12 protein-coding genes are annotated in these 15,852 nt (G+C 62.5%); 9 read left to right on the plus strand and 3 right to left on the minus strand.

Translation table 11 applies throughout. The annotated features are described in order from the left end of the window. Positions 1-32 precede the first annotated feature (32 nt). Genes C7U61_RS06025 through C7U61_RS06045 form a run of 5 tightly spaced genes read left to right on the plus strand, consistent with a single transcriptional unit; the run spans position 33 to position 5,683 of the window. Positions 33-1,640 (plus strand): carboxyl transferase domain-containing protein, encoded by a 1,608-nt coding sequence (locus C7U61_RS06025; RefSeq protein WP_106997259.1) that lies wholly within the window; start codon positions 33-35, stop codon positions 1,638-1,640. A 10-nt stretch (positions 1,641-1,650) separates the two neighbouring features. Further along, positions 1,651-2,034 (plus strand): RidA family protein, encoded by a 384-nt coding sequence (locus C7U61_RS06030; protein WP_106997260.1) that lies wholly within the window; start codon positions 1,651-1,653, stop codon positions 2,032-2,034. 9 nt (positions 2,035-2,043) lie between these two features. Next, on the plus strand, positions 2,044-4,032 hold the full coding sequence (locus C7U61_RS06035) for an acetyl/propionyl/methylcrotonyl-CoA carboxylase subunit alpha (RefSeq protein WP_106997261.1): 1,989 nt from the start codon (positions 2,044-2,046) through the stop codon (positions 4,030-4,032). Further along, entirely contained in the window at positions 4,029-4,898 is an 870-nt protein-coding gene (locus tag C7U61_RS06040) for a hydroxymethylglutaryl-CoA lyase (protein WP_106997262.1), read from the plus strand. Before C7U61_RS06035 ends, C7U61_RS06040 begins: the two co-directional genes overlap by 4 nt. Further along, positions 4,895-5,683, plus strand: a complete 789-nt coding sequence (locus C7U61_RS06045; RefSeq protein ID WP_106997263.1) for a crotonase/enoyl-CoA hydratase family protein — start codon at positions 4,895-4,897, stop codon at positions 5,681-5,683. Before C7U61_RS06040 ends, C7U61_RS06045 begins: the two co-directional genes overlap by 4 nt. Positions 5,684-5,729: 46 nt before the next feature. Here the strand turns inward: C7U61_RS06045 and C7U61_RS06050 are convergent, their stop codons facing one another. Further along, the gene (locus tag C7U61_RS06050; protein ID WP_106997264.1) at positions 5,730-7,100 is read right to left on the minus strand and encodes a TIGR03808 family TAT-translocated repetitive protein; all 1,371 of its coding nucleotides are present in this window, start codon (positions 7,098-7,100) and stop codon (positions 5,730-5,732) included. A 248-nt stretch (positions 7,101-7,348) separates the two neighbouring features. Here C7U61_RS06050 and C7U61_RS06055 point away from each other — a divergent pair, with 248 nt between their 5' ends. The 3 genes from C7U61_RS06055 (at position 7,349) to C7U61_RS06065 (ending at position 11,072) form a co-directional block, all read left to right on the plus strand. Further along, positions 7,349-8,359: a ligase-associated DNA damage response exonuclease gene (locus C7U61_RS06055; RefSeq protein WP_106997265.1), complete on the plus strand. Its 1,011-nt coding sequence runs from the start codon at positions 7,349-7,351 to the stop codon at positions 8,357-8,359. Then, on the plus strand, positions 8,359-9,996 hold the full coding sequence (locus C7U61_RS06060) for a cisplatin damage response ATP-dependent DNA ligase (RefSeq protein ID WP_106997266.1): 1,638 nt from the start codon (positions 8,359-8,361) through the stop codon (positions 9,994-9,996). The genes C7U61_RS06055 and C7U61_RS06060 overlap by 1 nt, the downstream gene beginning before the upstream one ends. A gap of 89 nt (positions 9,997-10,085) precedes the next feature. Then, positions 10,086-11,072 carry an alpha/beta fold hydrolase gene (locus C7U61_RS06065; RefSeq protein WP_106997267.1) on the plus strand — a complete coding sequence of 329 codons (987 nt, stop codon included), beginning with the start codon at positions 10,086-10,088 and terminating at the stop codon, positions 11,070-11,072. A gap of 57 nt (positions 11,073-11,129) precedes the next feature. Here C7U61_RS06065 and scpA read toward each other — a convergent pair whose 3' ends face one another. Together scpA and C7U61_RS06080 are read right to left on the minus strand one after the other, a co-directional pair. After that, a complete protein-coding gene (scpA, locus tag C7U61_RS06070) occupies positions 11,130-13,262 on the minus strand; it encodes a methylmalonyl-CoA mutase (RefSeq protein ID WP_106997268.1) in 2,133 nt (710 codons plus the stop codon). 253 nt (positions 13,263-13,515) lie between these two features. After that, entirely contained in the window at positions 13,516-14,859 is a 1,344-nt protein-coding gene (locus C7U61_RS06080) for a methylmalonyl-CoA mutase family protein (RefSeq protein WP_106997270.1), read from the minus strand. Between the two features lie 170 nt (positions 14,860-15,029). Between C7U61_RS06080 and C7U61_RS06085 the strand changes: the two genes are divergently transcribed. After that, positions 15,030-15,833 (plus strand): L,D-transpeptidase, encoded by an 804-nt coding sequence (locus C7U61_RS06085; protein ID WP_106997271.1) that lies wholly within the window; start codon positions 15,030-15,032, stop codon positions 15,831-15,833. The last annotated feature ends 19 nt before the right edge of the window (positions 15,834-15,852 follow it).

The following is a 15,852-nucleotide window of genomic DNA, read 5'->3' on the forward strand; positions in this document are numbered from 1 at the left end:
TCGAATTCCATTTTGCTGATCGGCGAGGCCGCATGACTGTTTTGAAGTCAGAGATATCGACGCATTCGGATCGCTTCCGCAACAATCGCGCTGCCATGCTGGAGGCGATCGGTGTTGCCGCGGCTGCAGCGTCGAGGGCGGCGGAAGGCGGCGGAGCGCAGGCGCGCGAACGGCATGTGAGCCGTGGCAAGATGCTGCCGCGCGATCGTGTCGCCGGCCTGATCGATCCCGCTACACCGTTTCTGGAAATCGGTGCGACGGCAGCTCATGGACTATATGCCGATGAGGCGCCAGGTGCCGGTCTGATCGCCGGCATCGGCAGGGTCTCGGGCCGCGATTGCATGATCGTCTGCAACGACGCCACGGTCAAAGGCGGAACCTATTATCCGATCACGGTGAAGAAGCATCTGCGCGCGCAGGAAATCGCCGCGGAAAACAATCTCCCCTGCATCTATCTTGTCGATTCCGGCGGCGCCAACCTGCCGAACCAGGACGAGGTGTTTCCGGACCGCGATCACTTCGGCCGCATCTTCTACAATCAGGCCAATATGTCGGGTGCCGGCATTCCGCAGATCGCCGTTGTCATGGGCTCCTGCACGGCGGGCGGCGCCTATGTGCCGGCCATGTCCGACGAAACCATCATCGTCGAAAAGCAGGGGACGATCTTTCTTGCCGGTCCGCCGCTGGTCAAGGCGGCGACGGGGGAAGTGGTCTCGGCTGAAGATCTCGGAGGCGGCGATGTTCATACGCGCCTTTCCGGTGTTGCCGATCATCTGGCGCGCGACGATGCCCATGCGCTTGCGCTCGCCCGGGAGGCGGTCGCCAATCTCAATCGCCGCAAGCCCGAGAGTGTCGAGCTTCGCACACCGGAAGCGCCGCTTTACGATCCCGAGGATATTCTCGGCATCGTTCCCTCCGACCTGCGCACGCCCTATGACGTGCGCGAGGTCATCGCTCGCATGGTGGATGGCTCCCGCCTCGATGAGTTCAAGGCGCGTTATGGCACGACGCTGGTCTGCGGCTTTGCCCATATCCACGGCATTCCCGTCGGGATCATCGCCAACAACGGCGTTCTCTTCTCGGAGTCGGCGCTGAAAGGCGCGCATTTCGTCGAGCTCTGCTCGCAGCGCAAGATCCCGCTGGTCTTCCTGCAGAACATCACCGGCTTCATGGTCGGCCGCAAATACGAGACGGAAGGGATCGCCAAGAATGGCGCCAAGCTGGTGACGGCTGTGGCCACCACCAAGGTCCCGAAGATCACCATGCTGATCGGCGGCTCCTTCGGCGCCGGCAATTACGGCATGGCCGGCCGCGCCTACTCGCCGCGTTTCCTTTGGACCTGGCCTAACAGCCGCATCTCGGTCATGGGCGGAGAGCAGGCGGCGGGCGTGCTCGCCACCGTACGTGGCGAGGCCCTGGCGCGTGCCGGCAAGCCCTGGACGCCGGAAGAAGAAGCCGCCTTCAAGGCGCCGACACTCAAGATGTTCGAAACCCAGAGCCACCCGCTCTATGCCTCCGCCCGCCTTTGGGATGATGGCATCATCGATCCGCGCAAGAGCCGCGACGTGCTGGCTCTGTCGCTTTCAGCAGCACTCAACGCACCGATCGAAGACACACGCTTCGGTCTGTTCAGGATGTGAGGAGACGGAGATGAAACGCGATGCCATCAATGCCAAGAATGCGCCGCAACCCCGCGGCGGCTACGCGCAAGCCGTAAAGCTCGAGAATTTCGAGCGATTGCTCTTTGTCAGCGGACAAATACCGACCGATGTCGATGATGCCTTGCCGGAGGGTTTTAAGGCGCAGGCTCGCCAGGTCTGGCACAACATCGATGCCCAGCTGAAGGCAGCCGGCATGACGAAGGACGATATCGTCAAGGTCACCACCTTTCTTGCGGATCGACATCACACGATCGAGAACCGCGAGATCCGCAGCGAATATCTGGGCTCGCTCACGCCCGCCATGACCGTCGTGATTGCCGGCATTTTCGATACGGCCTGGCTGCTCGAAGTCGAAGTCATTGCCGCGCAATAGGGTCCGCCGATGTTTTCGAAGATACTGATCGCCAATCGGGGCGAAATCGCCTGCCGGGTTATCCGCACGGCGAAGCGCCTGGGCATCCGCACGGTCGCCGTCTATTCCGACGCCGACCGGGATGCCCTGCATGTGGCACTCGCCGACGAGGCCGTTCATATCGGCCCGGCGGCGGCGAGCGACAGCTATCTTTCGAAGGAAAAGATCATTGCCGCGGCTCAGCGCACCCAAGCGGAGGCCATCCATCCCGGTTACGGCTTTCTCTCGGAGAACGCCGATTTCGCCGAGGCGGTCGAAACCGCGGGTCTCGTCTTCATCGGCCCGTCACCGGCCTCGATCCGGGCCATGGGCCTGAAGGATGCGGCCAAGGCGCTGATGGAACGGGCAGGCGTGCCCGTCGTCCCCGGCTATCATGGCGATGGGCAGGAGGCCGACTTCCTTGCCGATCAAGCGGCGGCTATCGGCTTTCCCGTTCTCATCAAGGCGCGGGCGGGCGGCGGCGGCAAGGGCATGCGCCGCGTCGACCGGCCGGAGGATTTCGAGGCTTCGTTGGAGGCTGCAAAGCGCGAGGCGAAATCCGCTTTCGGCGACGATGCCGTGCTCATCGAAAAATATCTCGTCAAGCCACGCCATATCGAGATCCAGGTCTGCGGAGACAGCTACGGCAATGCCGTGCATCTTTTCGAGCGCGATTGCTCGCTGCAGCGCCGGCACCAGAAGGTGATCGAGGAAGCACCGGCCCCGGGCATGACGGAGGAAATGCGCAGCGCCATGGGCGAAGCGGCCGTTCGCGCCGCCCGCGCCATCGATTATCGTGGCGCCGGCACGGTCGAATTCATCGCCGATGTCTCCGACGGCCTGTCGCCGGAGCGCTTCTTCTTCATGGAAATGAACACACGTCTGCAGGTCGAGCACCCTGTCACCGAAGCGATAACCGGCGTCGATCTGGTGGAATGGCAATTCCGCGTCGCAAGCGGTGAGCCGCTGCCGAAAACGCAAGCTGAGCTCGCCATAAATGGCTGGGCCTTCGAAGCGCGCCTCTATGCGGAAGACCCGTCGCGCGGATTCCTGCCGGCAACCGGCACGCTTTCGCATTTGCGCTTTCCCCAAGGCGATGTCCGCATCGATTCAGGCGTGTGCGAAGGCGATACCGTCACCTCCCATTACGACCCGCTGATCGCCAAGCTGACGGTGCATGCGCCGGATCGCGCGGCCGCACTCGCGAAGCTCACACGAGGCCTGGAGCAGACACAGGTTGCCGGAACTGCCACCAACCTCGATTTCCTCATCCGGTTGAGCCGTCAGCCGGATTTCGCCGTCGGCCATCCGGATACGGGATTGATCGACCGGGACGTGGAGGCGCTGACCTCGGCGCGACAGCCCGACGATGCGGCTCTTGCTATTGCCGCCATTGTCGAGGCGGGCGGATTTGCCCGGAGCGATGACAGCGATCCCTGGCTCTCGTTCGGCGCCTGGCAGCTTTGGGGGGAGGCGAGCCGTCCCGTCACGGTGCATTTTGCCGGCGGTCAAAGGCGTGCACGCGTGATCGCAAAGGGGGGCACGCTTTTCGACGTTGCTTTCGATGAGCGCACCATTCCCGTCCGTCTCCTCGAAGGGAATGATGTTTCCCGGCGTATCGAGATCGACGGCAGGCAATCTCATGTCGATATCCTCAAGATCTCGTCGGGCGTGACTTTGTTCCTCGACGGGCAAACGCATCATTTCCATCGCCTCGATCTTCTCGACGGAGCGGAGGAGGCGACCAGCGGCGGCGACCGCGTGATCGCGCCGATGCCCGGCCTGGTTAAGATCGTGCGCGTTCGCGAGGGAGACCCGGTGACCAAAGGACAGGCGCTGATCGTCATGGAGGCCATGAAGATGGAGCTGACGCTGACGGCCGCGCGCGACGGCGTCGTCGAAAGCCTGCATGTCGGCGTGGGGGATCAGACCAGCGAAAGCGCCGTGCTTCTGTCGCTTCGGCCGGAGGATGCGGCATGATCGACAAACCCTCCGACCACGTCACCATCGTCGAGATGGCGCCGCGCGACGGGCTGCAGAATGAAAAGCAGCCGGTCGATACCGCGCACAAGATCGAGCTGATAAACCAGCTCTCCGATTGCGGTTTCGAGCGCATAGAGGTTACGAGCTTCGTCAGTCCGAAATGGGTGCCGCAACTGGCCGATGCTGCCGATGTCATGGCCGGCATAGTGCGGCGTTCGGGCGTTCGTTACGCAGCGCTGGCGCCCAACATGCAGGGCTTCGAGGCCGCCCTTGCAGCCGGCGCCGATGAAGTTGCGATCTTCGCTTCGGCTTCCGAAACCTTTTCCATGCGCAATATCAATTGCTCGATCGCCGAAAGCATTGAACGCTTCCGGCCGGTTGCCGCGGCCAGCCGGGATCGCGGTGTCCCGTTGCGCGGCTATGTCAGCTGCGCCGTCGAATGCCCCTATGAGGGAGCGGTGCCGCCGCAGAATGTCGTCAGCGTCGCCTGGCAGCTGCGTGCGCTTGGTTGCTATGAAATCAGCCTTGGTGACACGATCGGTAAAGGCACACCTGAGGCAATCGATCACATGCTCGCCGCCGTGCTGGCCGAGCTGCCCGCCATGGTTCTGGCAGGGCATTTTCACGATACGTCGGGACGCGCGCTTGAGAATATTGCCGTCGCCCTGGAGCGCGGCCTGCGCGTCTTCGATGCTTCCGCCGGCGGTCTTGGCGGTTGCCCCTTTGCCCCCGGTGCGAAGGGCAATGTCGATACGGTGGCGGTCTGCGACTATCTGGAGGCGCGGGGATACGAAACCGGCCTGGACAAGGACAAGCTCGCGGCCGCTGCCGCCTTCGCTCGCAGCCTCAGGAGTGCCGCATGATATCGCAAACGATTCGCATCATCATCGACGAGCGGGGTGTCGCCTATCTGACGCTGACGCGGGCCGAAAAGCACAATGCCCTGTCGGCCGAGATGATCGATGATCTCACGGCAGCAACACGTGAACTTGCCCGTGACAAAGCGGTTCGCGTCGTCGTGCTCACCGGTGAGGGTGCCAGCTTCTGCGCCGGCGGCGATCTCGGCTGGATGCGCGCCCAGTTCGACGCCACGCGGGAAGGGCGTATGGTGGAAGCGCGGAGGCTTGCCACGCTGTTCAAGGCGCTGAACGAGCTGCCCAAGCCGCTGATTGCCCGCGTTCACGGCAATGCCTTCGGCGGGGGCATCGGCATCCTTAGCGTCTGCGATATGGTGATCGCGGCGTCGACCGCCCGTTTCGGTCTGACGGAGGTGCGTCTCGGTATCATCCCCGCCACGATCAGCCCCTATGTCATCGCGCGCATCGGCGAGACGAATGCGCGCCCGCTCTTCCTCTCCGGCAAAATCGTCGATGCCTGGCAGGCGCATGCCGCAAGTCTTCTGTCGCGGGTCGTCGCGGAGGAGGCGCTGGATGAAGCCGTGGAGGCGGAAGTCCGCCATTTCCTGGCAGCATCGCCGCAGGCAGCCGCCCGCGCCAAGGCCTTGGCGCGCTCCGTCGGCAGGCCGATCACCGACAGCATGATCGATCATGTCGTCGAGCAACTGGCGGATGCCTGGGAGACCGAGGAGGCGAGGGAGGGCATTACCGCCTTCTTCGAAAAGCGGCAGCCGAACTGGCGAACGGTTTAAAGCGCATACCCGTTATCGCAAAATCGCTGCACACTCGCGGCGTGCGTCAAGCCAATCTGTTGTTTTCGATGGTCAGTTGCGGGAACTGCGCGCTTCCCTTGGTGAGGTCGCCCGATGCTGGCTTGTCCCAGCGAAAGCCCATGATCGCGGCTTGCTGCATCTCCTGGAAGAGATTGCCCGCAATCACCGCCGAGCCGGCACCGTCGGCGACGGAGACGACGCAGCCGATCCCGGCGTGCCTGACGATATTGCCGGTCGCGACCACATCGCGGAGATATTGACCCCAGCCAAGCCGCATGCCCCAGAGCGGCGCGTTCTCGATGACATTGTCGGCCACAAGCGTATCGGCTTCCGCCGAGATACCGATGCCGAAGCCGCCGTCCTGCGCATAGGGTGCTGTCAGCGACAGGTTGCGGATGACATTGCCCGTCACGGTTGCGAGCCTCCCGCCCTTGTCGAAATTCGTGACCGAGATGCCGTTAGCGGCGCCATCGACCAGGTTGTTGTTGATCGTGGCGCCGACGAATTCGAATTCGCAGTAGATGGCGGTTTCGCCCGAACGCAGGCATTGATTGTTCGAGATCTGCACATTCGATGCCGAGTTGGCGCGGACGGCGGTGAAGGCGCAATCGCTGATCTGATTGCCCAAAACCGTGACGCCATCGGCGCGGAAGACGTTGATGCCGTTGCCATTCTGGCCGGTGCCGCCGCCATTGGCGCGGATGCGGGCAATGCGGTTGTCGGTGACGCTGCTGCCATCCTCGGCCTTGTCCCAGCGATGGATGAGGATGCCGCCATTGCCGCAATCCTCGACGCGATTGCCTGTCACCGTCAATCCGGTTGACTGGACGGAATAGATGCCCGCCTCGGCGGCCCCGGAGATGCGGCTACGCGCGATCCGCCCGCCGCAGCGTTCCAGCTGCAGCCCGTGTTTGCGGCTGCCGGTAACTTCGCAATTGTCGATCAGCACTTCGTCGACGCCGGTAAATTGCAGGAGGCCGCCGGCATAATCGGCAAGCCAGCGATTGCCGCCATCGAAAACGAGGCCGGAAAGCTCGATGCGCCTGGCCTTGTCTGCATTCATCAGATGGCCGTCGCCGCTATAGACGAGCCGCGAAGCGCCGGGCACGCCGTTGATGCGCGTATTATCAGGCAGCGTCAGGTTGGAGATATTGTATGTGCCGGGCGGCAGGAAGAGCGGCATGCTGGTACGCGCCGCATTGTCGATCATCGCCTGCAGCTTGCCGCTCTTGAAATCGCTGGCACCCGGCGTCGTCTTCAGCGCAACGGCGTCGATCGGACCGCGCAGCTCGGCACCGACCATTTTGGCAAGCGGCGCGGCGAAAACGCGCGGTGCAAACAGGCCAGCCGCTGCCGAGGCGGCTAGGGAAGCGATGAAGGCGCGGCGTTGGATCATTAGGAACTCCGTAGATGACCCCGACGAAGCAGAAATCATGCCAAGACCTTCTGTGCCATTTTGATGCATGCACCGGCGATCAATGCATTTATCGGCCGAAGAATTAGAAAGTTTCTACCTCGTTTACCGGTTCAGAAAGAGCTCTGTCCTCGCTTCGATCTACCGGATCGGCAACCGACATCCGGATTCGATCAAAAAGCTGCCGTCATCGCTACCTAATCGTGCAAATCGCGCTATCCTCTTGAGTCATGAGACCCGATCAACTGCTTTATCCCGCGCCAGAGGGCTTGTTCTGCCCGATCGGCGGCTTTCATATCGATCCTGTGCAACCGGTCGAGCGGGCACTCGTCACGCATGGTCATTCTGATCACGCCCGCTCCGGCCATGCCCATGTGCTCGCCACCCGCCAGACGCTCGATATCATGCGCATCCGCTACGGTGATGATTTTGCCGGCTCGGAGCAGGCGATCGGTTTCGGCGAGGAGGTGACGATCAACGGCGTCAAGGTGCAGTTCCATCCGGCGGGCCATGTGCTCGGCTCGGCGCAGATCGCGGTGGAGAAGGATGGGCTGCGCATCGTGGTATCAGGCGATTACAAGCGCCGGCCGGACCCGACTTGTGAAGCCTATGTGCCGGTGCCCTGCGATGTCTTCATCACCGAGGCCACTTTCGGACTGCCTGTCTTCCATCATCCCGATCCGATGTCCGAAACGCGCAAGCTCCTGGCGTCGCTTCGCCAGTTTCCGGAACGAACGCATCTGATCGGCGCCTATGCGCTGGGCAAGGCGCAGCGCGTCATTCGCCTCCTGCGCGATGCCGGCTATGACAAGCCGATCTACATTCACGGTGCGCTCGAAACCCTGTGCGACTATTATGTCAGCCAGGGCATCGCGCTCGGCGAACTCAAGCCAGCCACCATCGAGAGCCGCGATCAGTCGGTCTTTCACGGCGCCGTCGTCGTCGGCCCGCCCTCCGCGTTTCAGGATCGCTGGGCGAGACGGTTCCATGATCCGCTGCCGGCTTTCGCCTCCGGCTGGATGATGGTGCGCCAGCGCGCCAAGCAGCTCGGCGTCGAGCTGCCGTTGGTCATATCGGATCATTGTGACTGGCCGGAGCTGACCGAGACGATCTCCGATTTGAAGCCGAGCGAGGTCTGGGTCACCCACGGGCGCGAAGAGGCGCTGGTGCGCTGGTGCGAGCTGCAGGGCATCGCCGCCAAGCCGCTTCATCTCATCGGCTATGAAGACGAGGGCGATTGATGAAAGCCTTTGCCGACCTTCTCGATCGTCTGGTGCTGACGCCGAGCCGCAACGGCAAGCTGAAGCTGCTGACCGATTATTTCCGCGATACGCCCGACCCGGACCGTGGCTACGGTCTGGCCGCCATTGCCGGCACGCTCGAGGTGCGCAACGTCAAGCCCGCCATGCTGCGCGAACTCGTTCTCGAGCGTATGGATGAGGTGCTGTTCCGCTATTCTTACGATTATGTCGGCGATCTCGCCGAAACGATCTCGCTGGTCTGGGACAAGGAGAGCGATATCGAGCGCCCTGCCGGCGAGCAGCCGAAGCTCGGCGAGGTCGTCCGTCGCATGAATGCGCTTGGGCGCACCGAGGTGCGCAACTTCGTGCGCGATCTGCTCGACAGGCTGGATACGTCGGGCCGTTTCGCCTTCCTCAAGCTCGCGACTGGCGCGATGCGCATCGGTGTCTCGGCGCGGCTCGCCAAGCAGGCGCTGGCCGAGATGAGCGGCAAGGACGTAACGGAGATCGAGACGCTGTGGCATGGCTTGCAGCCGCCCTATGAAAGCCTGTTTCACTGGCTTGAGGGCAAGGGCGAGCGGCCGATATTGGCAACGCCCGCGATCTTCCATTCCGTCATGCTCGCCAATCCCGTGGAGCCGGGCGATCTTGACGCGCTCGACCCCCGCGATTTCGCCGCCGAATGGAAATGGGATGGTATCCGCGTCCAGCTTTCGCGCTCCGGGCAAACGAGCAAGCTCTATTCTCGCTCCGGCGATGACATATCCGGCGCCTTCCCTGATATCGTCGATGCGATGAACTTCGAAGGCGTGATGGATGGCGAGCTGCTGGTCGGCGGCACTGTCCGCTCCAACAGCCCGACGCGCAGCTTTTCCGATCTGCAGCAGCGCCTCAACCGCAAGACCGTGACGGCAAAGATGCTGGACGAGTTTCCAGCCTTCATCCGCGCCTACGATCTTCTGTTCGACGGCGCGGAGGACGTGCGCGCCCGCGGTTTCCTCGATCGGCGCGAGCGGCTGACGGAGATCATCGATGCGGCCCCACATGATCGTTTCGACCTATCGCCGCTCGTCGATTTCACCTCATGGGATGAACTCGATCGGCTGCGCTCCTCGCCGCCCGATCCGGTGATCGAAGGTGTGATGATCAAGCGCAAGGACAGCGCCTATCTCGCCGGCCGCGCCAAGGGGCCCTGGTTCAAGTGGAAGCGCGACCCTTATAATATCGATGCCGTGCTGATGTATGCGCAGCGTGGTCACGGCAAGCGTTCCAGCTACTATTCCGATTTCACCTTTGGGGTTTGGTCTATGACGCGCGAGGGCGAGCAGCTCGTGCCCGTCGGCAAGGCCTATTTCGGCTTTACCGATGCCGAGCTGGAAGTGCTCGACAAGTTCGTGCGCAACAATACGGTCGATCGTTTCGGCCCCGTGCGCGCCGTTCGTGCCGATCGCGATTTCGGTTTCGTGCTCGAAGTCGCTTTCGAAGGCATCAATCGCTCCACCCGCCACAAATCCGGCGTTGCCATGCGCTTTCCCCGTATTGCGCGGCTACGGCCCGACAAGCCGCCCTACGAGGCCGACAGGCTGGAAACTTTGATCGCGATGATTGACGCCAAGGCTCCCGTTGTCGATGAATAGGCGAGGGCGATTCCTCACCACAAAGTGAGTTGGCCCGGCCTTTCAACCCGTGCAGATTTGAACTGCGCCGGGATATTTGGACAGAGCTCATGACCATGTCTGACGACAATGCATTTCGTCCCGATCGCCGCGGCGTTCTTGCTGGCATCGCTATTACACTTTTTGCGCCCTCCATCGTCAGGGCTGCCGATGACAGCACGACAGGCGGCAAGCCCGCCGTGACTAAGGGCGCGATCGCCCGGAGCGATGAGAAAGCTGAGGATGCCCCGCCGCTGCTTTCGGGCGACTATGCTAGGGAGCGCCACCTGTTTCGAACGGATCTTCTGAGCAAGGGGCCGGCTCCTGACGTCTACGAACAGCTGGTCACGCCCTCGACGGCAGAGCGGCTTTTCTATCGCAGCGGCGTGGGCGAAGAACTGGAGCTCGTCGCCTGGGTTTCCCGCTATACGCGTTCGGAGAAGCCGAAGCCGGCCGTGTTGTTCCTCCATGGCGGCAACGCCATCGGCCAAGGGCATTGGCAGCTGATGAAGCCCTATGTCGAAGCCGGCTACGTTGTCATGATCCCCTCCCTGCGTGGAGAAAACGGCCAAAAGGGCAATTTCTCGGGTTTCTACGACGAAGTGGCCGATGTGCTGGCCGCTTCCAACCGGCTGCGGCATCTGCCTGGCGTCGATCCGCACCGCATGTTCCTGGCCGGACACAGCATCGGCGGCACACTGGCCATGCTGGCAGCCATGTCGACTCACCGGTTCCGGGCGGTCGCGCCCATATCAGGCAATCCGGATGCCTATGCCTTCTTCGGCCGCTATCCGCAGGATATTCGTTTCAACACCAGGAACCCGCGCGAATACCAGATGCGCTCGCCGCTCTGCTATGCGCACAGCTTCAAGAGCCCGATAAAGCTGTTTCATGGCACCGAAGAGGCGCATTTCGACTCGCGCCTGGCGCTACTCTCGAAGCGGGCAACGGCCGCCGGTGTGAAGATGGAAATGGCGACCGTGCCGGGCAGCCACAATTCGGCACTGCCCGGTGAGATCGAGCAGAGCATCGAATTCTTCAGGAGCGTGGCCGTCTAAACCAGGCCCTAAAGAGCGGCACGGGGAGAGAAGCCGAACCTTTCCGTACATCGCTGTTTACGCCATCAGCTTCTCGATCAGCGCAGTCGCGGCTTGCGCAATCACCGTTCCGGGCGGGAAGATCGCATCGGCGCCGGCTGCTTCCAGTGCCGCGAAATCCTGCGGCGGGATGACACCGCCGACCGCAATCAGAATATTGCGGGCATGGCGCCGGGTAAGCGCCTCCTTCAATTCCGGCACCAGCGTGAGATGGCCCGCGGCTAGCGACGATGCGCCGACAATATCGACGCCTTCCCGAACGGCAACATCGGCAACCTCCTCCGGCGTCTGGAACATGGCGCCGACGACCACGTCGAAGCCGAGATCGGCAAAGGCCGTGGCGATGACCTTCTGGCCGCGATCGTGCCCATCCTGGCCCATCTTGGCGATGAGGATGCGGGGTTTTTCGCCGCGCAGCTTGCGGAAGGCTTCGACCTTGGCGACGGCCTTGTTGAAGATGGGATCGGCATCGCCGACTTCCTGACGGTAGACGCCCGAGATGGTCCTGATCTCGGCGACATGCCGGCCATAGGCCTTTTCCAGCGCCAGCGAGATTTCGCCGACGGTCGCTCTTGCTCTCGCCGCCTTGATGGCGAAGTCGAGCAGGTTGCCGGTGCCGTTTCGCGCCGCATCCGTCAGAGCATCGAGAGCAGTCTCGACGGCGGTCGTCTCGCGCGTGCCCTTCAGCTGCTGGAGTTTGGAAAGCTGCCGGGCCCGCACCTCGGAATTGTCGACCTTCAGCACATCGACTTCGATGTCCTTTTCCGGCCGCGAAAAATTGATGCCGACGAGGGTCTGATGGCCGCTGTCGATGCGCGCCTGCGTTCGGGCAGCGGCTTCCTCGATGCGAAGCTTCGGAATGCCTTTCTCGATCGCCTTCGCCATGCCGCCGAGCGCCTCCACCTCCTCGATATGCGCAAGGGCGCGGGTGGCAAGATCATGGGTCAGCCGTTCGACATAGGCCGAGCCGCCCCAGGGGTCGATGATCGCTGTCGTGCCGGATTCCTTCTGCAGCAGGATCTGCGTGTTGCGGGCGATGCGGGCCGAGTGGTCCGTCGGCAATGCCAGCGCCTCATCGAAGGAGTTGGTGTGGAGCGACTGCGTATGCCCCTGCGTGGCCGCCATCGCCTCGATCATGGTGCGGATGATATTGTTCATCGGGTCCTGCGCCGTCAGCGACCAGCCGGAGGTCTGGCTATGGGTCCTGAGCGCCAGCGATTTCTGGTCCTTCGGTGCAAAAATCTTCTGCATCAGCGCGGCCCAGATCAGCCTTGCCGCGCGCATTTTGGCAACTTCCATGAAGAAGTTCATGCCCACGGCCCAGAAGAAGGAGAGACGGGGGGCGAAGCTGTCGATATCAAGCCCGGCTGCCACGCCCGCGCGCGCATATTCGATGCCGTCGGCGATCGTATAGGCGAGCTCCAGATCCGCCGTGGCTCCGGCCTCCTGCATATGGTAGCCGGAGATCGAGATGGAATTGAACTTCGGCATCCTCTGGCTGGTGTAGCTGAAGATGTCCGAGACGATCCGCATCGAGGGCTGCGGCGGATAGATATAGGTATTGCGGACCATGAATTCCTTGAGGATGTCGTTCTGGATCGTACCCGACAGCTTGTCCTCGGAAACGCCCTGTTCCTCCGCCGCAACGATATAGAGCGCCATGATCGGCAGCACTGCGCCGTTCATGGTCATCGAGACGCTCATCTCATCGAGCGGAATGCCGTCGAAGAGCTGGCGCATATCCAGGATGGAATCGATCGCTACACCCGCCATGCCGACATCGCCCGCGACCCGCGGATGATCGCTGTCATAGCCGCGGTGGGTGGCAAGATCGAAGGCGACGGAAAGGCCCTTCTGGCCGGCCGCGAGATTGCGGCGATAAAAGGCGTTGGACTCTTCGGCGGTGGAGAAGCCCGCATATTGGCGGATGGTCCAGGGTTGCTGGACATACATCGTGGGGTAGGGGCCTCGCAGGAAAGGTGCGGCGCCGGGATAGGTCTCAAGGAAGTTCAGGCCGGCGAGGTCGCGTTCATCGTAGGCACGCTTGACGGCGATGCCTTCGGGGGTCTCCCAAGCCGGGGCGCCCATTGTCTCCGGTCTCGCTTGTGGCTTGGCCCAGGGGATGGTTGCGAAGTCGGGGATTTGGGTCATGGAGCGGAAGCCTCCGTGAATGCGGAGCGCGCACACCCCCCTCTGTCACTTGGTGACATCTCCCCCACAAGGGGGGAGGTCGTCCTGAGCCAGAATTTAACCCAGCCGACCGTAACAATTTTCGCTGCCGCAGGTGAGGGATTTGTTTGAGGTGGAAGCGCTCCGCGAGCTTCCAATCTCCCCCCTTGTGGGGGAGATGTCGCGAAAGCGACAGAGGGGGGTGTCGCACTCTCCGCGAATTCAGCAATCGCCATCATGACACCCTCTCATCCAACCGCACCGGCATCAATCCCATCCCGCGGGCAATCGGACCCAAGGGTCCCAAAACCGCCACCGGCCGCTCCATCTTCATTGCAAACAGCGTCGTCCCCACGATCGGCTTTGGCATACGCTGTGCGCGCGCCTCGGAAACCATTGCCGCGAGCCCCCCGCTGGAAATGACCTTCGCCAATCCGCCCTCGCCTTCGATCTCGATAAAGATATCCCATGCCCGCTCGGCCAGCGCATCGGTCAAAGCCTCTATTCCGCCGGCTCCGGCGGCAGGATCGGCGACATGATCGAGATGGCTCTCGGCGATCAAAATCGTCTGCGTATTGCGCGCCAGACGCCGGGCCAGCGGATCGGGAATGCCATGTGTCAGGCTATGCGGCAGAACGGAGATCTCGTCGGTGCCGCCGATGCCGGCTGAAAAGACCGCGATCGTATTGCGCAGAATATTCGTCTCCGGATCGAGGCGGGTCAGCATGCGATAGCTCGTCTCGGCAAAGAGATGCGCCGGCTTCGGGTTGGCTACGCCGCAGGCCTCGGCGATCCGGGTAAAGATCAGCCGCGCCGCCCGCATCTTCGCGATCGTCGTGAACTGGTTCTGATCGGCTGAAAGGCAGAGGCTGGTTGCTGCAAGCGCTGCTTCCGGCGACAGTCCGACCTCCTCAAGCAGTCGCAGATGACCGGCGAGGCTGGCGGCCGTTACCGCAAGCTCCTGGGCCTCGGTTCCGCCGGCATTATGGGCGGCACGGCCATCGGCGTTGATGATCGTGCCCGTGAGGCCGCGCTCAGCGAAGCGCTTGATATCCTTTGCAAAGGCGCTCTGCCTGCCGTCATAGGAAAAGACATCGAAACCGAGATGCAATGTCTTGGCCGTCGAATCCGGGATCGAAGAAACCAGAGCGTCGACGGTATCGGGCGCGAAGCCGTCGAAACGCAAGGCGGCGGTCGCGTCCCATGTCGCCGCCAGCGCGCGGGAAAGGCCGGCTGTCGCGTCGATGCCGGCGCCGAAGGCGGAAGCGGAGGTTTTGGAGATGAGGCAGATGCCATTGGCGCCGTTGGCAAGGTCGTCGCTGAGCTGCATCGTCGCCCGCTCGATATCCGGATCGTCCATGCGCTGCGTCACCGTCCAGGGAAAGTCGGCTCGTTGGCGCGAGAGCGACGCATAATCGCGGCATCTCTCATAAAGCGGTTCGATGGCGATGCCGTCATCGGTTCGCGAGACCAGCGCTTCCTGGAAGTCCTTGCCTTTCAGCGCCCGTTCCACCAGCTTAAGCCATGCCTTGCGGTCGGTCTGGCCGAAGATGCTCGGGTCGAGACTGTCGATATTCATGCGATCCTCCGTCCGACAATGATCTAGCCCATGATGCCGCACGGGAAAACAGAAGTTTGGCCGCTCCGTGCAATATATCCGCTCGCGCTCCCGGTGATCGACGCCAGCCTCGCTCCAGCCGCGGCGGTCATTATGCGGCCGATCCGATGTGTCCCAACTGGTTTCCGAGAATGGCCGATTCGCTGCCCGTTTCCCGTCGCCTGCTCGCTTTTGCCTCTCTGGCAGCATTGTCCGCCTGCAGCATCATTCCCGATACGGGCGCCACCGACCCGGATCGTTTCGTGCAGGAAACCACGCCGGTTTTCTATCGTCCTGAAGGTATTGAGCCGAACAGGGTAAAACGGCTGCCGGTCCAGCCCGTGCCGCAGGCGCGCGATCTCTTCCAGACGCAATTCCACCAGACCTATGGTCTGCCGACCTTCAATCCGGTGCATCAGGCCGTGTATGCGCAGCGCAGCGAGGATGATTTCACGCTGCCGGCCATCCCCTATAAGCGTATCGATCCGCGCTTCCTGCGGCAGGAAGTGGACTACCAGACCAAGGAGCGCCCCGGCACCATCGTTGTCGATACGCGCAGCCACTATCTCTATTTCATCGAGCCGGGCGGCAAGGCGATGCGCTATGGCGTCGGTCTCGGTGCTGCGGGTTATGCCTGGCACGGCCGAGGCGTGATCCAGTGGAAGCAGAAATGGCCGCGCTGGACACCGCCCGCCGAAATGGTCGCGCGCGATCCGCAGATCAGGCCGCTATCGGCCGAGCGCGGCGGCATGAATCCGGGGCCCACCAACCCGCTCGGCGCTCGTGCGCTCTATATCTATCAGAACGGCCGGGATACGCTTTATCGGGTTCACGGTACGCCGGACTGGCAGTCGATCGGCAAGGCGGCATCCTCCGGATGTGTGCGCATGCTCAACCAGGACGTGATGGATCTCTACAATCGAGTATCCGAAAAGGCGGAAATCGTCGTTCTATAGCGGTAGTTTACCACAAATT

Source organism: Rhizobium sp. JAB6 (genome assembly GCF_003024605.1).
Classification (GTDB): Bacteria; Pseudomonadota; Alphaproteobacteria; order Rhizobiales; family Rhizobiaceae; genus Rhizobium.